Source organism: Clostridium ihumii AP5, from assembly GCF_000612845.1.
GTDB lineage: Bacteria > Bacillota > Clostridia > Clostridiales > Clostridiaceae > Clostridium_J > Clostridium_J ihumii.
Window position 1 is genome coordinate 182,044 of sequence record NZ_CCAT010000085.1, and the last position, 19,380, is coordinate 201,423.

The following is a 19,380-nucleotide window of genomic DNA, read 5'->3' on the forward strand; positions in this document are numbered from 1 at the left end:
TCTACTTGTAGATTTATTTTTTTATTTATTATTTAGTTTTAACTTTATTTTGACACCTTTTACAAACTTTTATTTTAGTCCCATCCTCAGTTGTTAAATCATATAGTAATTTAATTCTAGTTGCTTTGCATATAGGACAAGTTCCTCTTCCTCTTGTTGGCAATTTCCATAACGCCTTTCCTCTATATTGTTTTCCCATTTCTAAATCCCCCATTTCGTATTTATCTTTGTATAACATACTATTCTCAAATTTATAAATTTATTCATTTTTTTATACTATTTTATAGAGCCTTAACTTTTATCAATTGTATATTTCCTACTATTGCATATTCACCTAATTGTGCAGGTATCATTATACTGTCGCCCATCTTTATTGTTTCCGTACCATTTGAGTATGTTATTATACCTTTCCCTTCAATACATATATAAACTTCAAATCTATCCTCATCGCTTTTGCTCATAAATAACTTTTCAATTTCATACTTTTCTATTATAAAATCATTAATCTCCTTAAACTTATAGATATTATATCCCTTCATTTTATGAAATGAATATTTTTCAGAATTACATTTAATATTTAAATTTACAACATCTAATGCTTTGTCTACATGCAATTTTCTGCCTCTATCATAATCATATATTCTATATGTTAAATTGCTGTTTTGTTGAATTTCTAATAATGTTATTCCCTTTCCTATTGCATGTACTAATCCTGATTTTATATAATATACTTCTCCCTCATGTGGCTCAATATAATTAAGTTTTTTTTCTATTTCATTATTTTTTATGATATTTTGAAATTCATTTTCATTTTTCACATTAATTCCCACAACTATTTTTCCATGATTAATATTTTTTAGTATATACCAACATTCATTTTTTCCATTATCATTTTCATTTTCTTCTGCATATTTTTGATCTGGGTGAACTTGTATAGACAGATCATCTGTAGCTGTAATAAATTTTATTAATATAGGAAATCTATAGCAATTTATTTTTTTTCCAATTAAGGCTTCTTTTTCAATTTCTATTACTTCTTTTAAAGTTTTTCCTTCATAAATACCATTTGTAACTACACTTTTACCATCTTCATGACATGAAATTTCCCATGACTCACCGATTTCACCTTGGGGAACATCTAATTTAAATTCTTCTAATCCTCTACCTCCCCATATTTTTTCTAAATATATAGACTTAAATTTTAATGGATACATCTACGCACCTCCATCTTAAATTTATAAATCAAATTCATAATTTTTTTAAATATCACAATATATCTTATGCTGAATTTGTTAATTAATTACATAAAAAAGAGGAAAGTAAATTTGAATTTACTTTCCTCTTTTTACTATATAGATTTAATTCTATTTATATTTTTTTATGATATATTTATTATTATTCATTTCACTTTCTTCTATTAATATTGCATTAAGTTCTCCACCTAACAAAATTATTATAGATGTAAGATATAGCCATAACATTAACACTATTATTACACCTATTGTTCCATATAATGATGAGTATTTGCTAAAATTACTTACATAAAAAGAAAATGCAAAACTTGAAACCAACCAACCAACTGTTGCAAATATGGCTCCAGGCAATACTTCTCTCCAAGTACTTCTCCTATCAGGTATAAATCTATACATAGCAGCTAAAACAAATATCATTGAAAATAGTGCTACTGGATATCTTAGAAGATGTATATAATCAAACAATATCCATTTTAATCCTAACCACTTTTGAAGTCCATTGCTTATTGCTTCTCCAAAAACTAAAAATGCTAATATAAACATAATAAGTCCTACAAAAGATATCATCATAATTATAGATGCGATAATTAAATTAAAATAATTCCTCTTTTTTCTTTGTTCATATGCTCTATTTAATCCATATGTTATTGCTCTAAATCCTCTAGATGCTGTGTACAACGTAAAAACAAGAGAAACCGATAAAAGTTTACTATTTCTTGTTTGTAGTACATTTCTTACTGTATTTGCTACTAGCATATATACCTCATGAGGCATGACTACTTGAAGTGCCGTTAAAACCTCATTGGCATTTAAAAAACTATGTCCTAGCAAACTAAGTAAAAATATTAAAAATGGAAAAAATGATAATAGTAAATCATATGCTAATTGTGACGCTAAAGCAGATACGTTATGTTGTTTATATCTTGCTATCATTTTTAATATATAATCAGTTATACTCATTTTGCTCTCCCTTTTCGTATTTTTTCATAAGATAAGATAGTAAAATTACCCCCATGTTATATAATATTATTGTAACTTTTCTTTTATTATATTATTATTTTTTTAGTCATTTGTATTTGAATTTAAAAGTTAACATAATGTTTTATTTATTTTTATACAAGCTTTTAAAATCAAATTTAGAATTGTATTTACCTTAAATTTGTTAATATATATAATTAATATCTAACACTCTCATATGATATTACTAAATTAATTTTTAAGTTGAAGATTTTTTAACTTGTACATTCTAAAAAATAATTCTCTATTTTAATCGTCTTAAAATAAAATTTTTTTAATCACTATATTTAAGTTTTAAATTCAAATTTGTTTACTTATACTTATATAAGTAAAGGAGGTTTTAAAATTGAAACTAGCTTTAGCTCAAACCAATATAATTTGGGAAGATAAAGACTGTAATTTTAATAGTGCTAAACGTTTTATTTCTGATGCCAAATCTTCAAATTGCGATTTGATATTATTCCCCGAAATGTCATTTTCAGGTTTTTCTTTTAATATAGACAAATTAGCTGAAGATGATAACTTCACAATAAAAAAAATGAAAGAATTCTCTAATTTTTTTAATATTTCTATTGGATTTGGATATATAGAAAAATTTAATCTTAATGGTAAAATTTACGGCAAAAACAATTATTGTATTGTTAATAATGATACTATTCTATGTAATTATACTAAAATACATCCTTTTTCTTTTTCAAATGAAAATTTATATTTCATTCCTGGTAAAAAAATAAGTTATTGTTCAATAAATAATATTATCATAAGTCCATTTATTTGTTATGATTTGCGATTTCCCGAATTATTCCAAGCAGCTTCTAATAAAGCTCATCTAATAACAGTTGCTGCTAATTGGCCAATTGAAAGAATTTCTGACTTTAAACTATTGTTGCAAGCTAGAGCAATTGAAAATCAATGCTATATAGCTGGAATTAATAGATTTGGTAATGGAAATAATCTTTCATACAATGGATGTTCTTGCATTTTTACTCCTACTGGTAAACTTTTAGACTGTTTATATGATACTGATGGTTTAGTTTTTGCAGAAATCAATTCTGATTTAGTTACCAGCACTCAAAAAAACTTTCCAATAAAAAATGATAGAAAGCCTACTTTATATACTTCTTTTTACACTGATTAAACTTTATGATACCAGTTTAGCGCTCTAAACTGGTATCATAAATAATATTCTCATTTGTTATATTATATATGTAAAAATATCTCTTCTTCTTTCTAATGGTTCTGGAGTTTCCCCATCTTTATATCCTAGTGCTATTGCATAGTAAGGCTTATACCCTTCTGGTATGTTTAATACTTCAACTTCTTTTCTTTCAAAAAAATGTGACACTAACCCACACCATAATGATCCAATATCTAAACTTTCTGCAGCTAATAACATATTTTCTATAGCTGCACTACAGTCTGTTAATGGTGAATATGCATCTTCTTTTCCTGATACAACAACTACTGTTGGTGCATTAAAAAATAATGGTTTATTTTTCTTTCCTTTATTAGATAACCACTTATCATCACTTTTACTCATTTCTTCATTTGATATTTCACTCATTTTATTTAATACATCTTTATTCTGTATTATCGTAAAATGCCATGGCTGATTATAACATCCAGTTGGTGCATATATAGCACATTCTAATATTTGATTTAATTCATCCTCTTTTAGTTGTTCTTCTTTAAAATTTCTTATACTTCTTCTTCTTTTTATAAGATTTATCATCTCGTTATTCTTCATAAAAACCTCCAATTTGTCACTATTATAGTATTTTTGTATATTAATTAAATATACACTAATTTTATCATATACATAATTTCTAATCCATATTTTAAAACTAATTACATTATATTGAACACTATATATCATCTAAAGTAGTATTCTAAACCTTTTATATAGTTAGAATTGTGAAGCAATTCTGTGAATTATTGATTTATTTCAATAATTTGGTTATTTTTCAAATAAATTGGTTGTTTTGCACCAAAAACGATAATTAATATTTAATATTATACATGTTAATATAATTGTAAGTATATATATTATCTTTATTGATAATTAAATTAATTTAGCCGCCACACTTTTTTTTATAGCTATTTATATTTTTTAGTTCTTTTTTATATATATAAATAATATTATATTATTAATTTTGATTATGCTTAAATGAGGACATGCTATAGTAACAACTAAATTTTATCAATTATCATAAAGGTTTTTATTATATTTTAAAATAGATATATTAATTGTAGCTTATTTTAATTTTAAAATATATTTTCCAATTTTATATTTTAACTTATAAATTGAATATAAGGTATATTTCAGGGATTATTTCGGAATATTTTGATATTTTTAATTCATATAATAAATTACTAACATATATACTATTTTACTTATAATAAATAGAATTTATTTTTTACATTTAATTTATTTAGACATTAAAAATGAAAGTTACATTTTAATGTCTTTGTATAATTATATTAGGGGGTATAGTTATGGGCTTTAAAGATAATTTAGAAAAAAAAGCAAAAGAACAATTAGTTTCCGGAGTGTTAGAACTATTAGATAAAAATCCTGAACAAAACATTGAAAAAATCTTCTCATTAATTAGGAAACATATTCGTGATGAATATACTGCTAAGGTTATTGAAGATGTTTATTATCATTATTCTAATTCAAAAGAAATACAAGATTATGTAGTAAACATATTAAAAACAACTAATAAAAATTGTTTGAAAAAGTTCTTTAAAAACATTGTTGCTAATGCACTTTGGTATGGAGTTGAAAAAAGAGCTAAAGTTGGTGAAGAACATAATATGAAAGTTCCTTTTACTATTCTTATAAGCCCTTCTATGAGATGCAACTTAAAATGTACAGGCTGTTATGCTGCAAATTATAGCAAAAAGGATGACATTCCTTTTGAAGAAGTAGAAAGATTAGTTAAAGAAGCTAGAGATATGGGCATTTATTATATGGTAATTTTAGGTGGTGAACCTTTCTTTAATAAATATATGTTAGACATTTATGAAAAATATAACGATGTTTACTTCATGCCATTTACTAATGGTACATTATTTAATGAAGATTTAGCTACTAAACTTCAAGAACTTGGCAATGTTATGCCTATGTTCTCTGTAGAGGGTTTTGCAACTGAAACTGACAGTAGAAGAGGTAAGGGTATCTTTGATCAAGTAATGAAGGGAATGGATTTATTAAGAGAAAAAGGCATTCCATTTGGAACCTCTAGTGCTACTGCTAATAATAATATAGATGTTGTTACATCTGATGAATTTATAGATATGTTATCTTCTAAAGGTGCTAAAATGGCATGGTACTTTATGTTTATGCCTGTAGGTGATAATCCTGTTAATGATATTCAATATATGCTTACACCTGAAGAAAGATTAAAACTTGGCAAACGTACTCGAGAAATTAGAAGTCAAATGAAACTTTTCCCTATAGATTTCTTTAATGATGCACCTTATGTAGGTGGTTGTGTAGCAGGAAAATACTATTGCCATATAAACTCAAAAGAAGACTTAGAACCATGTATTTTCTCTCACTTTGCAACTGAAAATGTAAAAGGAAAACCTTTAGTAGAAGCTTTAAGTTGTGACTATTTCAGGGAATTGAGAAAACGTCACCCTTATAATAAAAATTTATTAATGCCTTGTCCTATGATAGATAATACTACTCAAATTAGAGAAATAGTAAAAGTTACTGGTGCTAAACCTACTCATCCAAGTGCTGAAATAATGATAAGTAGCCCAGAATTCATGGAAAAAATAGATAAACACGCTGCTGAATTTAAACCACTTGCTGATAAAGCTTTTGAAGAAGAGTTTAATGGTACTGGTAATTATGAAATGGCTCGTGGATAATATAATAATAAATATAAAAACTTATTGTGAAAATCACAATAAGTTTTTATATTTATTTTAATATGTTTTTTTCAACTTCCTCAAATCCAATTCTTTCTATCATTTTTCCTATTCTCTCTAATGAATTTGCATTTTCTTTATAATAATTTAATATTTTTTCTATAGTATCTATTACTTCATCTTCCTTAAATAATCTATTTAATGGCTTTCCAAGCATTGCTTTTCTTCCAAATCTCCCACCTAAATAAATAGCTATTCCTTCTTCTATCTTATCTATTGCTTTAAATGGACATACATCTGCACATTTTCCACAATTTACGCATTTATCTTTATCATATATAATTTCTTTACCTTCTTTAATTAATGCTTTTTCCTTACATACTGTAGTACACTTACCACAAGCAACACACTTTTCATGATTAATTTCAGTTTTAACTTGTGGCATAATTCCTATATCATTTAATTGTGCTTTACCACAGTTATTAGGACATCCAACTACACCTATTTTACATTTTGCAGCTAATTCTTTAGCAAAAAACTTATCATGTATTTCTCCACCTAGTTTTTGAGTATCTATAAGTCCATGAACACATACTGTTCCTTTACATGCCATTATAGGTCTAATTTTCTTTCCTGTTCCACCATTAACTAAATTATTTTTCTTTATTTCTTCTTTTACTTTTTCTATATCTTCATATTTAATATATGGAATTTCAGCTGTTAATCTATTTGTTACAGAAACATATCCTTTTCCATAACTCTCAGCTATGTTGGCAATTGATACAAGTTCTTTTGATGTAAAGTTACCTACTCTACTAAGTATTCTTACTGCAAAATATCCTTCTTGTTTTTGGGCTAATATGGCTTGTCCTTTTAATTCCTTCTTTTCTTTATCTGTTATTTTTAGTGACATATTTAACTCCCCTTCCTCACGCTATAGGCTTTTAAACTAAAACCTTACTTTCAACTTGTTATAGGTTTCCAATATGATATTTTGTTACATACAATGTTTTATTTGTATATCAAATAAAATCAATATAATATTTATTCATGTGATTTCATTTTTGAGAATAATTTTTTCATTTTTAATTATCATAACAGTAATTTTATTTTCAGCTTTGGATTCCTACAAGATTTAAAAATTTTATCTCTTGGTTTTTACCTATAAATTCCTAATTTCATAATAATTATAAATTTTTTGATATGCTTTTCATAGACATTAACTATCTTTTCTTAATTTTTTTTACTTATTTCTCAATGAAATTTCTTAATTATAATCATTATTTTTATTAATGATTTATTTAAGGCTATGATTAAATTTACTAATCCATGAAATTAGATTTTAATCTAAAATTTTTTGATATAAATATATTTCTTTAAAAGTTATTATTTCTAAACTTTAGATATTATGGATAATTGCAACCTTGTAGACATTCATATTCTATTAAAATTTTTAGATTAAAATAGTAACTTAAATAATTATACATATTTCTGTTTTTATCAATGTATAAAAATTATACATACTAATTTCAATAACAATTAAAATATTTTTCTTGATAAATATTTTAATTGTGTTATAATTCTTATTAAATAATAATCATTATCGAGAGGTGCTTTTATGGAAATCATGGAAAAAGTTTTAGTGACATTAAAAGAAAATGGAGCTATGAAAGCTGGAGAAATAGCTGAAAAAACAGGTATAGACAAAAAGGAAATTGATAAAGCAATAAAAGCTTTAAAAGCTGATGAGAAAATAGAATCTCCAAAAAGATGTTTTTATGCAGCTAAATAATTTTCATATTTTATTTCATTTATATAATTTAAATTAAAAAAGTACTTTGCTTGTTATGCATAGTACTTTTTTAATTTATTTTATTGTTATAGCTCTTAGTTAAACTCTAACAAATACTTTTCAAAAACGTTTTCATATTCATTGAATATTGCATTTCTTTTGGTAGCTTCTTATCTGCTTTAAATCCAACTTTTCTAAATGCATTTTTAGACCTTTCATTTTCAAAATGTATCTTTGCTATTACTTCATCAAAACGCCAATTAAAAAATGCTTCTTTTAAGCCTTGAAAAATTGCGTTACTTCCCAATCCCATCCCCCATTTTTCTTTATCACCTATAACTATAACCATTTCTACAGTTTTCCCTTTAGGTACAAGCTTTAAATACCCTACTGGTTCGTCCTCTATAGTTATCATATAAAAACTCCCATTTCGGTTAAATAAATGAGTTAATATTGGTATATTAGTTGTATAAATTACCCGTTCTATACTTTTAGTAACATTTTTACTTTCATTTAAGTATTTTGAAACTTCTTCATCATCTAGCCAACTAATAATTTTTAAAGCATCAGATTTAAAAACTTCTTGACGCAGTTCTAAATCATTACAATTCATCAATACAAATCCTCCCAAATCATAGTAAATCGCATACAAAAAATAATTTATGTTTTATCTCTTGCATGTATTGAAAAGACTTGCTATAAACTAAATTTATAGCAAGTCTCCAAATCGTGTAAATTGTAACATGATTATGTATTTTTTCAAAATCATGTTTATATGCTTTAACGAGATTTAATTGACTTTCTCACTACATTGTACTTGTAACCTCAACTTATCTCCTTAATTCAATTAAAAAATATATAAACTTCTATTTTTATATGCTTTTCTCTATAAATTCCTCATGACATTTTTTTAATCTCTCAATTTTTACTTCTTCTCTTGTTTTTCTATCATGTAAAAACTTCATAGTATTTTCAACACTATTTTTTAATAATATAATTTTATTTGAAAATTCCTTGATTTTATTTTCTATTTTTGTATTGTTAGAAATATTATTATAGAATACTTCAAATGAACCATATGAGCAAAATTCTCTAATTTTTTCTATATATGAATCTATATTACTATTTATATCTCTCAGTTCTTTTATAAATTTATTTATCAAATATTGCAATTTATTAAATTTATTTTGTACATCATCTATATTCTCTTGTTCTATTATTATTGAAAATAATCCTATACTTCGTTTTTCTTCATGATCTAAAGTTTCTATATTGTATAAATATTTTTCAACATCATGAATTGTATCTAGAGTTTGCTCACCAACTACTATTGCTTCTTTTACTTCTATAACTTCAGTTAATTTATTATTTATATTCCTATTTAATCTATTTAATTTTTCTTTTATTTCTTCATTTCCCATTAACATTATTTCTTCTTCTTTTTGTTTAAAAAGCACCTTGTAATTTATTTCACAATCACTTAAATTTTCTAACCTTTTCTCCTGAGCTTCGATATCCTTATTTAAACTTTCTATTTCTTGATTTATTTCATCATACTTTATTTTTGCAACTAAATATTCATTTTCCTCTTTTTTTAGCATTTCTTCTTTATAGCCAAGTATACTTGCTACAAAACCACTTAACGATATTCCTTCCAGTCTCTTTATATCAAGATATTCTTTTTCTAAATCTTGCTTTAAAATTTCTAGCATATCTAATTTACATATCAAATCATATTTTAATGTGAATAAATCACTTTCTAATCTTTTCTTTAAAATAATTTTTTCTTTTTCTTCTCTAAGTTTTATATTTAATTCCTCAAACACTCATTTCATCTCCCTTCACATTTAAATATCTAGTTTAAATCTATCACAATTATTATTCACGTTTAATAACATATATATAATTGATAAATTTAGGAGGTTTTTGTCTTGTCTACTTTTAGAATTATTTCATTTGATGGTGGTGGTATACGTGGAGCTCTTTCAGCTAAACTTTTTAAAAGACTTTGTGATAAATATCCTACACTAATTGAAGATACAAATATGTTTGCAGGAACTTCCACTGGTTCATTAATAGCACTGGCTTTAGCTTATGGCCGTGATCCTTCCCAAATTGATTTTTTTTATAACCCTATTAACTCAAAAAAAATTTTTACTCCATCTCACTTAAATCTATTTAGACCTAAATATTCTAACAAAAATCTTAAAAAAAGTCTTTATACAGCTTTTCCTAAAGACTTATTATTATCAGATTTAAAAAAATATGTTCTAGTGCCTGCATTTAAAACAGATGGCCTTCTCAACAATAATTGGCAAATTGTATTTTTTAATAATTTAACCCAAAATCCTACATCAAATTTTAAAGTTATCGATGTGGCACTTTCAAGTTCTGCTGCACCAACATATTTTCCATCACACAATAATTTTATTGATGGTGGTGTAATTTTAAACAGTCCTACAGCAGCTTCTATGTTTTCTGTTATTCATAATCAAAGTAATGCTCATAAAATTTCTGATTTTAGAATTTTATCTATAGGTACTGGAGTATATCCTCAGAAAATTAATGCAAATACTCATAATTGGGGATCCCTTCAATGGATTTTTAGTCCATTTTCTAAAGTTAAAACTCCTCTTATTTCAATACTTCTTGACAATAATCAACCATTAGAAGATTTTTATTGTAAAGAGTTGCTCTCAAAAAATTACTTTAGATTAAATCCAATAATAAAACATGATATTCAATTAGATGACTATACCAAGGTTCCTTTGCTAAAACTTATAGGTGATAGTATAGATTTATCTGATTGTTATTCATTTATTGAAAATTATTTTTTAAAATAGCCTATATAAAGCATATTTAAATATTAAATATGCTTTATATTTTTTAATTTTATCTTTCTCTTATATCTCTCTTAAATATTTCCATAATATAATGGTCATAATATCTTCCATTTCTATATATATCTTCTTTTTCTACTCCTACAATTTTGAAGCCAACTTTTTCATAGCACTTTATTGCTCTCTTATTATACTCAAATACTCCAAGTTTTACTTTATTTAATCCAATTTGATTAAATGCAATATTTAACAATGTTCTTATTATATCTTTTCCATATCCTTTATTCCAGTATTCTTTGTCTCCTATCATTATGCCTAATTTTGCATGTCTTGAGACTAAATCTATATCTGCAAGTCCACAAGATCCTATTAATTTAGAACTTTCTAAATCCTCTATTGCAAAATTTAAACTACCATTAATATTACATTTATTTTTTCTTATAAACTCGTCCTCTTCTATTAAACTTATTGGTAATGGTGTTTTTAAACTTAAATTATTCTTTACTTCAAAATCATTTATAAATTTATGTAGTACTTTTGCATCTTCTATTTCAAATGCTCTTAATTTAACTTTTTCTCCATAATACATATCAATTTCTCCTTTTATTCTAACATTAAATTTCTTATATAATTTTTAACATCTTTATTACTATCATTCATGATTTCTGCTTTAACTTTAGTAGGTTTATCTGAAAAAACATATATTTTATCACTTAATTCTATTGCTTCTTCTAAATCATGTGTTACAAATATTACTGTATTTTTATTTTTAATTCTTAACCTTTTAAAATCATCTATAAGCAGTTTCTTATTTCTAATATCTAATGATTTAAATGGCTCATCCATTATTAATAAATCTCCATTATATAAAAAAGCCCTCAATATACTAATTCTCTGTCTCATTCCACCACTTAATTCTTTTGGATAAAACCCTAAGTATTTCTCCATTCCAATACTCTTTAATCCATCTTCAATATCTTTTTTTAAACTTTCTTTTGTAAACTTCCTTTTTAATACTAAACTTAAATTCTCATATATAGTTAACCACTCTATCAATCTATCTTCTTGAAATATAAACGCTACTTTATTCTTATCATATCCCTGTACTTTCCCATCATAATCACTTATACTTTCGGTAATAATATTTAATAACGTCGTTTTTCCACAACCTGATGGTCCAAGTATGCATGTTACATTATTAGCTTCACATTTCATAGAAACATTTTTTAATACTTCTATATCATTAAACTTCTTACTAATATTGTTTATTAAAATTCCATCCACTCCAACTTCTCCCAAAATTCTTTTAAAATAATAACTTTTAGTTTCTATTTTTTAATTTATATATTAACATCTTTTGAAAATAAAAAATGATTAATTCCAGTATCATAGACAAAACAATAATTATAAATATCCATGCAAATACACCTGCTGTATTTAAATATATTTTTTGTAATTGTATTTCACTACCAATAGAATTATTTGGTGATGCTAGTATTTCTCCACCTATTATAATTTTAAAACATAACCCTAGTGTTGATGAGAATATTTGTTTTATTCCACTAATTGTTTTCGGAATATATATTTTTTTTATAATATCTATAGTTCTTACATTGTATAAATTTAACATATCAATAATCTTTTTATCTACATTTAAAATATTATTTAGAATTCCTTCATATATTATTGGAAATATAGCTAATATAGCCATTAATATTGGTGCTTTATCATTTTTTAACCATATAAGTGCTAATATTACCATTGCCATAGTTGGCATAGTCTTTAGCAATTTTAAAATTGGAATTAAAAAATTATATATAACATTGCTAACTGCTGATAAAATGCCTAGAATTCCTGCTAATGCAACTGCCATTATAAATGCTATTATAGTTCTAGCAAAAGTACTTCCTATAATAAATAAAAATTTTTCACCTAAAACTATACTCTTAATTTCTATAACCGTTTCAATTGGTGATGGAATTATTATACTATTGCCAACAAAATAATATATTAAATACCAAAACATTAGGAGTAAAACTACTCCTAATGTTTTGGTTTTATTATTTTTTAAAGTATATTTCTTCATCTGGTAGTTTTCCACCTATAACTTTTGAATCATATTTCATTAATACATCAAAATATTTTTCATAATCTTCTTTTCCATCTTCAGCACTTACAAATTTAAGGTTAGCACCTTTTATTGCATCTTTTAATATTTCTTTTTCTATAGATATACCAGCTGCTTCAACATATTCACCTAATTTATCAGTATTTTCATTTGCAAATTTTATACTACTTTCATATTCATCTATAAATTTTTCAACAAACTTTTTATTATTTTCAATTAAATCTTTTTTTATTATTAAGCTACTTTGTGGAAATCCATTTTTACTTTTAAATGTGTTTTTCCACTCCTCATTTAAATTCATTATTATATTTGTATCTGTTTTTTTCTTTAACACTTTTGTAAGCATTGGTTCTGGTATTTGTGCTACTTGAGTTTTTCCAGCTAAAAATGTTGGTGCAAGTTCTGTTGCCCCACTTAAATAATTTAATGTTACATCACTGTCTGGATTTATTCCCTTTTCCTTAAGTATTGATTTTAATACTATGTCTGGAGTTAACCCTTTACCAATACTTGTTATTTCCTTACCTTTAACATCTTCTAATGTTTTTATTTCACCTTGTCCAATTAATGAAAATGAACCAAATCCACCTGTAGCTGCTAATTTATATCCTAATCCCTTATTGTAACTTTGTGCTGCTAAATTAGATGGTACTATTGCAATATCCGCTTCTCCACCTAGTACTTTAGATGCAAGTCCATCAGGACCTTTTTCTACACTATACTTTACTTCAACATTTTCATCTAGTACTGGATTTTCCTTTATCATTTTTGATATGGTTATTGCAGGTAGTCCATCTGGAACCACAACTTGAACAACTGATTTTTGAGTTTCATTTGGTTTTTCTTTATTTTGCGAACCCTTATTTTCTGATTGACATCCACCTAATATCATTACCCCTGCTAATAATGCTAATAATACTCTTTTTTTTACCATACTTTCAAATCCTTCTTCCTTTGAATTATGAATATTATTCAACAACTTTTAATAAAACTTTTATAGCATCTTCTATATCTTTTATTTTAACTACCTCATTTAATGTATTTTTATATCTCATTGGTATTGATAATGCCCCTGTTTTTATACCGCATCTTTCTTTATGAATTCTTCCTCCATTAGTTCCTTTTTCATTAAAAATATATTGATTATCTATTTTTAAATCCTTACATGATTCTTCTAACATTTCTTTTACTTCATGATGTACAATTAAATCTCTATCTAAAACATGTATACCTACACCTTTATTTAGTTTTACTTTGCTATCTCCACCTAATGTGTCATTTGCTTCTTCTACATCAATAACAATACAATAACTTGGATCTAATTTATAGGCAGCAGCTCTTGCACCTCTTCCATCTAATTGTTTTTCTGTTGAAAAAACAAATGAGATTTCATGATCTAAGTTTTCTATTTTTTCTTTATCCTTAGTTATTTCTATTAGTGTATTTAATAATATATATGAAGAAATTTTTGAATCCAATGTTGAACCAATAACTTTATCTTCAATTTTAACTACATCTTTTTTTAGTATAGCAACATCTCCCTCTTGTATCTTTTTAAGAGTTTCTTCCTTGCTACTAGAAAATACATCCAAATATATATCTGATATTTTAGGTTCTTTTTTACTTGCACAAACTCTAGCTATAGTTCCATTTGCAAACTCAACTATATTGCCAATCCAATCTTCAAAATTAAATTCACCTATTGTTCCAACCCTTGCATATCCATTATCATCTATGAATGTAACTATTAAACTAACAGAATCCATATGACTTACTAACATTATATCTTTATTATTTTTAGATTTTGTTCCTAATTTAACTATTAAGTTATCCATTTTATCTATTTCATAAGTTAATCCTAATATATCTATTTCATCTATTATCTTATTTCTCATACTTTCTTCATGACTACTTGTTGTAAATGTATTTATCATTTTTTCTAATAACATGTCCATAATTTTCCTCCCTATTTTAAATGTAGTATATTAACTAATCATTTTTATAAATTAATAATTTTACATATAAATTTAATTACATTGTCTTTAAATATGTTTTCAAAAGTTTTAATGTATTTAAATAATCTTCTTGTGATGCTACTGATATAGCTGAATGTATATATCTGCATGGAACTGAAATAGTTGCTATTTTACTTGTTCCTTCATCAACAGTGTGAATTATACCAGCATCATTCCCACCAGCTATGGCTTTTCTCCTTTGATATGGTATATTATTTTTGATAGCTACCTCAATAATGTTTCTTGCCATTTCTTCATTAAATATGCTTGTTCTATCCATAATTGATATAGCTGGTCCCTTACCTATTTCTGTTGCCCTATTTTCTTTGCTTATATTACACATATCAGCACATATTGTTCCTTCTAAAACAATTGCTACATCTGGCTTAACATTAAAAGCTGATACATAAGCGCCTCTTTCTCCAACTTCTTCTTGTACATTAAATACACAATACAAATCACAATTATAATTTTCTTTTAATGCCTGAATTAGAACTAAGCATCCCATTCTATCATCAAAAGCCTTGCCTTTTATAAGCTTGTCTCCAAAACAATCATATTCATTATCAAATACTACAAATTCTCCTAAATCTATCATTTTCATTGCTTCATCTTTGCTTTTAGCTCCAATATCTATACAGCAATTTCCGTAAGTAAATGCTTTTTTTCTTTCATCTTTGCTTTGAAGATGTATTGCTTTTGCACCAATAATTCCTTGTATTTTCTCTTCTCCAATAAAAACCAACTTTGAAGGCATTGATAATGGATTTACTCCACCAAGCCCGCTAAACTTTAAAGTTCCATCACTATTATATCCAGTAATTATGAAGCCAACTTCATCCATGTGAGCTGCTATCATAACTTTAGGTCCATTTCCTTTTTTATGGGCTATTATATTTCCCATTTTATCTACTTTTAGTTCATCTACAAAAGAACTTATTTCATCTTTTATTATTTTTCTTACTTCACCTTCATATCCTGAAGGTCCAGATGCAGAAGTTAATTTATCTAACAAATTTCCCTTTTCAAGCTCTTTAGCTAGAAACATAATATCCCCTCCAAATCTTCATATTTTATTTTTCCTATAACTTTAGCTAATAGTCTTCCTACATTTTGAACATCTTTCATATTAACTACTTCTACTGATGTATGCATATATCTTTGAGGAATAGAAAATAGTAATGTTGGAATTCCATCTGCTGCTGTTTGTATATCCCAAGCATCAGTTCCTGTTGCTCCTGGACAAACCTCTACCCCATAAGGAATATTATAATCTTTTGCAACATTTACTACATATTTTCTTAATTTTGGATGTATATTAGGTCCTATGGAAATCATTCCTCCATCACCTAATCCTGTATTAGAATCACTATCGCCTAATATACTATTGTCAAATCCCACATCAATAGCTACCCCTATATCTGGTCTTATTCCAAAACTTGCTGTTTTTGCCCCTCTATGTCCAACTTCTTCTTGTGACGAACAAACAAAGTAAACATCTAAATCATGATTTATATTTTCAAGTTCTTTTGCACAGGTATATAATGATGCAATTGATGCTCTATCATCTAATGCTTTTCCTGAAACATTATCATTTAAAAGTTCTACAAACTTTCTTTTTATAGTAACAAAATCTCCAACATTTATCTTTTTTTCTATATCTTCTTTACTATATCCTGTATCTATTCTTAAATCCTTCATTTCAACAGCTTTACTTTTATCTTCTGCATCCATTAAGTGAGGAGGTTTTACCCCTATAATACCAATAATCTCCTCTTTTCCATGTATTATAACTTCTTGAGATACTAGCACTTTAGGATCTATCCCTCTACCAGTAAACTCTAAAAATCCATTTTCACCAATAGCTGTAACTACCATGAAAATTTCATCTGCATGAGCCATAATCATTATTTTTCCTTTTCCATTGCCTTTTTTCTCTATAATTACATTGTTCAAATTGTCTCTTGTAACACTTCCAAACTTTCCAAAAGATTTATCAATAATATCAAAAAGCCAATGTTCTCTTCCACTTGGTCCATGACTTTCACATAATTCTTTTAGTAAAATTTTTTCCTCCATAATCCCCTCTCCCTTCTTACTATTCTTAATTTTCTAATAAATTAATTTTATCATAATACCATTATTAAATACATATCACTATTTTTTTTTATTTTTTACCATTTTTTATTTAAGTTTGTTATTTGTTTAACTTTTATTTTTAATAAATTGTTAATTATATTCTAATGTTTTCATATATTACAACAAATCTCTATATTTTTTTCATTCAATTTTATTCAAATCAAACTTTTATTAAATTTTTATTGTTTATTACCTATTTTCCCTTCATATTAAGAAAATAAATTCACATTTAATCAACATAAACATATATTAGTATTAAAAAACTTAACAACTTTTTAACACTTTTAATATTTTATACGTATTTATATATGATTTTTTATTATTATTTTATAATTTATTATTTTTTTTCAATTGAATATTATATAAATTGAAAAATTTGAATTTTTGGAAATCTTGTATTGTTTTTTGTAATAACAGGTGTATAATATTTACAATAGATCATAGTTTTGAAGTTAATCCTTTAACAGATTTTGTTTAAAATATAATACTTATTAAAATATTAATTAAAACTTAATGTGATTTTTGTTTTGGGAGTTTTTTATATTCCTATATTTTTCTTAAGTTTTCAAAAAAATTTTTTATAAAATATTTTTACTTTGGGATGCATTTATTGAAATATTTTAGCTTTATATTTAAATGTAACTGTATATTTATCATAAAATTTTATACATATAAATTTAAAATGATTAATCGTACATATCTTACATTTATATAAACTTACTAACTTATTTCTTTAAATATATAATTAACTAAAAGTTATAAGTATCAAAATGGGGGGAAATAAAATGTCATCAAAAAGTAATGAAACTAAAAAACTATCTTTAATGGCACTAATTCTTATGATCTTTACATCTGTTTATGGGTTTAACAACATGCCAAGATCATTTTATTTAATGGGGTATGGTTCTATTCCATTCTACATTATTTCAGCAATTATATTCTTTATACCTTTTGCTTTCATGATTGCAGAATATGGGGCTGCATTTAAAAGTGAAAAAGGTGGTATTTTCTCTTGGATGGAAAAATCCGTAGGTATTAGATATGCCTTTATTGCTACATTTATGTGGTATACATCTCAAATTATTTGGATGTTGAATGTATCATCTGGTATTTGGATACCATTTTCAAATGCTATTTATGGAAAAGATAAGACTAATACTTGGTCATTATTTGGATTAGATAGTGTTAAGACTTTAGGAATACTCGCTATTATTTTAATTATTGTTATAACATTTGTGTCAACTAAAGGTCTTGATAAAATTAAGAAAATAACATCTATCGGTGGTACTGCTGTTGCACTACTTAACATATTACTTTTCGTAGGAGCTATACTTGTTTTAATTGGAAATCATGGAGAACTTGCTCAACCAATAGAATCAATGCGTTCATTTATTGATTCACCAAATCCATCATATTTAACTCCAATTTCAATGTTATCATTTCTAGTTTATGCAATATTTGCATATGGTGGTATTGAAGTTGTTGGTGGTCTTGTTGATGAAACTGAAAATCCTGAAAAGAATTTTCCAAAAGGAATTGCTGTTTCTGCAATCATAATTGCTATTGGTTATGCAATTGGATTATTCTGTATAGGTGTGTTCACTAATTGGGATGCTACTCTTTCTGGTGAAACTGTTAATAAGGCAAATGTTTCTTATGTAATTATGAATAACTTAGGCTATCAAATTGGTGCTGCATTTGGTGCAAGTGAAGCTGTAGCCATTCAAATGGGAAACTGGGTTGCTAGATTTGTTGGACTTTCTTTACTTCTTTGCTTAACAGGAGCATTTTTTACAATGAGTTATGCACCATTAAAACAATTAATAGAAGGTTGTCCTGAAGGATTACTTCCTAAAAAAATTTGTGAATTTAAAGACGGAATGCCTATAAACGCAATGATAGTACAGGCTGTTATAGTTATAATAATGATTGCTTGTGTTTCATTTGGCGGAAGTAAAATGAATAAGTTTTTTGATATACTTGTTGCTATGACTAATGTTTCAATGACTATTCCTTATATGTTTCTTTCTGGTGCATTTATAGCATTTAAACGTAAAAAAGAAATTGACAAGCCATTTTCTATATTCAATAAAAATGGTTTAATAGTATTCTTCACTGTAATAGTTACATTTACTGTTGGCTTTGCAAACTTCTTCTCAATAATAGAACCAGCTATTAATGGAGATTGGGTTACAACCATAGCTAGTGTAGCAGGTCCTATAGTATTTACACTTATTGCACTAATTCTTCATAGCAGATATGAAAGAAATAAAAAATTAGGAAAACTTTAAAATAAGAATGCACTAGATTAAAT

At 25.7% G+C, this 19,380-nt stretch carries 19 protein-coding genes; 5 read left to right on the forward strand and 14 right to left on the reverse strand.

The window, feature by feature from the left end; translation table 11 throughout:
- Positions 1 to 28 precede the first annotated feature (28 nt).
- The 3 genes from BN346_RS21985 to BN346_RS18840 form a co-directional block, all read right to left on the reverse strand.
- Positions 29 to 199, reverse strand: a complete 171-nt coding sequence (locus BN346_RS21985; RefSeq protein ID WP_187372150.1) for a hypothetical protein — start codon at positions 197 to 199, stop codon at positions 29 to 31.
- An 82-nt stretch (positions 200 to 281) separates the two neighbouring features.
- Positions 282 to 1,214, reverse strand: a complete 933-nt coding sequence (locus tag BN346_RS18835; protein ID WP_040330609.1) for a type I phosphomannose isomerase catalytic subunit — start codon at positions 1,212 to 1,214, stop codon at positions 282 to 284.
- Positions 1,215 to 1,364: 150 nt separating this feature from the next.
- Positions 1,365 to 2,213, reverse strand: a complete 849-nt coding sequence (locus BN346_RS18840; RefSeq protein WP_040330610.1) for a YihY/virulence factor BrkB family protein — start codon at positions 2,211 to 2,213, stop codon at positions 1,365 to 1,367.
- 403 nt (positions 2,214 to 2,616) lie between these two features.
- On the opposite strand from BN346_RS18840, the gene BN346_RS18845 reads away from it, so the two are divergent.
- Entirely contained in the window at positions 2,617 to 3,408 is a 792-nt protein-coding gene (locus BN346_RS18845; protein WP_040330611.1) for a nitrilase-related carbon-nitrogen hydrolase, read from the forward strand.
- Positions 3,409 to 3,465: 57 nt separating this feature from the next.
- Here BN346_RS18845 and BN346_RS18850 read toward each other — a convergent pair whose 3' ends face one another.
- Positions 3,466 to 4,017 carry a nitroreductase family protein gene (locus tag BN346_RS18850; protein ID WP_040330613.1) on the reverse strand — a complete coding sequence of 184 codons (552 nt, stop codon included), beginning with the start codon at positions 4,015 to 4,017 and terminating at the stop codon, positions 3,466 to 3,468.
- A 749-nt stretch (positions 4,018 to 4,766) separates the two neighbouring features.
- Between BN346_RS18850 and BN346_RS18855 the strand changes: the two genes are divergently transcribed.
- Entirely contained in the window at positions 4,767 to 6,152 is a 1,386-nt protein-coding gene (locus tag BN346_RS18855) for a radical SAM/SPASM domain-containing protein (protein ID WP_040330614.1), read from the forward strand.
- Between the two features lie 52 nt (positions 6,153 to 6,204).
- Here the strand turns inward: BN346_RS18855 and BN346_RS18860 are convergent, their stop codons facing one another.
- The gene (locus tag BN346_RS18860) at positions 6,205 to 7,065 is read right to left on the reverse strand and encodes a 4Fe-4S binding protein (protein ID WP_040330615.1); all 861 of its coding nucleotides are present in this window, start codon (positions 7,063 to 7,065) and stop codon (positions 6,205 to 6,207) included.
- A 705-nt stretch (positions 7,066 to 7,770) separates the two neighbouring features.
- On the opposite strand from BN346_RS18860, the gene BN346_RS18865 reads away from it, so the two are divergent.
- Positions 7,771 to 7,944: an HTH domain-containing protein gene (locus BN346_RS18865; protein WP_040330616.1), complete on the forward strand. Its 174-nt coding sequence runs from the start codon at positions 7,771 to 7,773 to the stop codon at positions 7,942 to 7,944.
- A gap of 106 nt (positions 7,945 to 8,050) precedes the next feature.
- Here BN346_RS18865 and BN346_RS18870 read toward each other — a convergent pair whose 3' ends face one another.
- Both BN346_RS18870 and BN346_RS18875 read right to left on the reverse strand, forming a co-directional pair.
- A complete protein-coding gene (locus BN346_RS18870; RefSeq protein ID WP_040330618.1) occupies positions 8,051 to 8,557 on the reverse strand; it encodes a GNAT family N-acetyltransferase in 507 nt (168 codons plus the stop codon).
- Between the two features lie 259 nt (positions 8,558 to 8,816).
- Complete coding sequence (locus tag BN346_RS18875; protein WP_040330619.1) at positions 8,817 to 9,770, reverse strand: hypothetical protein; 954 nt, start codon at positions 9,768 to 9,770, stop codon at positions 8,817 to 8,819.
- 105 nt (positions 9,771 to 9,875) lie between these two features.
- Between BN346_RS18875 and BN346_RS18880 the strand changes: the two genes are divergently transcribed.
- On the forward strand, positions 9,876 to 10,787 hold the full coding sequence (locus BN346_RS18880) for a patatin-like phospholipase family protein (protein WP_040330620.1): 912 nt from the start codon (positions 9,876 to 9,878) through the stop codon (positions 10,785 to 10,787).
- A 49-nt stretch (positions 10,788 to 10,836) separates the two neighbouring features.
- Here BN346_RS18880 and BN346_RS18885 read toward each other — a convergent pair whose 3' ends face one another.
- The 7 genes from BN346_RS18885 to BN346_RS18915 form a co-directional block, all read right to left on the reverse strand.
- Complete coding sequence (locus tag BN346_RS18885; RefSeq protein WP_040330622.1) at positions 10,837 to 11,373, reverse strand: GNAT family N-acetyltransferase; 537 nt, start codon at positions 11,371 to 11,373, stop codon at positions 10,837 to 10,839.
- A gap of 14 nt (positions 11,374 to 11,387) precedes the next feature.
- On the reverse strand, positions 11,388 to 12,068 hold the full coding sequence (locus tag BN346_RS18890; RefSeq protein ID WP_051540522.1) for an ABC transporter ATP-binding protein: 681 nt from the start codon (positions 12,066 to 12,068) through the stop codon (positions 11,388 to 11,390).
- Positions 12,069 to 12,105: 37 nt separating this feature from the next.
- Positions 12,106 to 12,870 carry an ABC transporter permease gene (locus BN346_RS18895; RefSeq protein ID WP_040330623.1) on the reverse strand — a complete coding sequence of 255 codons (765 nt, stop codon included), beginning with the start codon at positions 12,868 to 12,870 and terminating at the stop codon, positions 12,106 to 12,108.
- On the reverse strand, positions 12,845 to 13,846 hold the full coding sequence (locus tag BN346_RS18900) for an ABC transporter substrate-binding protein (RefSeq protein WP_040330688.1): 1,002 nt from the start codon (positions 13,844 to 13,846) through the stop codon (positions 12,845 to 12,847). Before BN346_RS18900 ends, BN346_RS18895 begins: the two co-directional genes overlap by 26 nt.
- A gap of 34 nt (positions 13,847 to 13,880) precedes the next feature.
- The gene (locus BN346_RS18905) at positions 13,881 to 14,867 is read right to left on the reverse strand and encodes a hypothetical protein (RefSeq protein WP_040330624.1); all 987 of its coding nucleotides are present in this window, start codon (positions 14,865 to 14,867) and stop codon (positions 13,881 to 13,883) included.
- A gap of 76 nt (positions 14,868 to 14,943) precedes the next feature.
- Positions 14,944 to 15,975 carry a M42 family metallopeptidase gene (locus BN346_RS18910; RefSeq protein ID WP_040330626.1) on the reverse strand — a complete coding sequence of 344 codons (1,032 nt, stop codon included), beginning with the start codon at positions 15,973 to 15,975 and terminating at the stop codon, positions 14,944 to 14,946.
- The gene (locus BN346_RS18915) at positions 15,966 to 17,006 is read right to left on the reverse strand and encodes a zinc-binding metallopeptidase family protein (RefSeq protein WP_040330627.1); all 1,041 of its coding nucleotides are present in this window, start codon (positions 17,004 to 17,006) and stop codon (positions 15,966 to 15,968) included. The genes BN346_RS18910 and BN346_RS18915 overlap by 10 nt, the downstream gene beginning before the upstream one ends.
- An 845-nt stretch (positions 17,007 to 17,851) precedes the next feature.
- On the opposite strand from BN346_RS18915, the gene yjeM reads away from it, so the two are divergent.
- The gene (gene yjeM / locus BN346_RS18920) at positions 17,852 to 19,357 is read left to right on the forward strand and encodes a glutamate/gamma-aminobutyrate family transporter YjeM (protein ID WP_040330629.1); all 1,506 of its coding nucleotides are present in this window, start codon (positions 17,852 to 17,854) and stop codon (positions 19,355 to 19,357) included.
- Positions 19,358 to 19,380 lie beyond the last annotated feature (23 nt).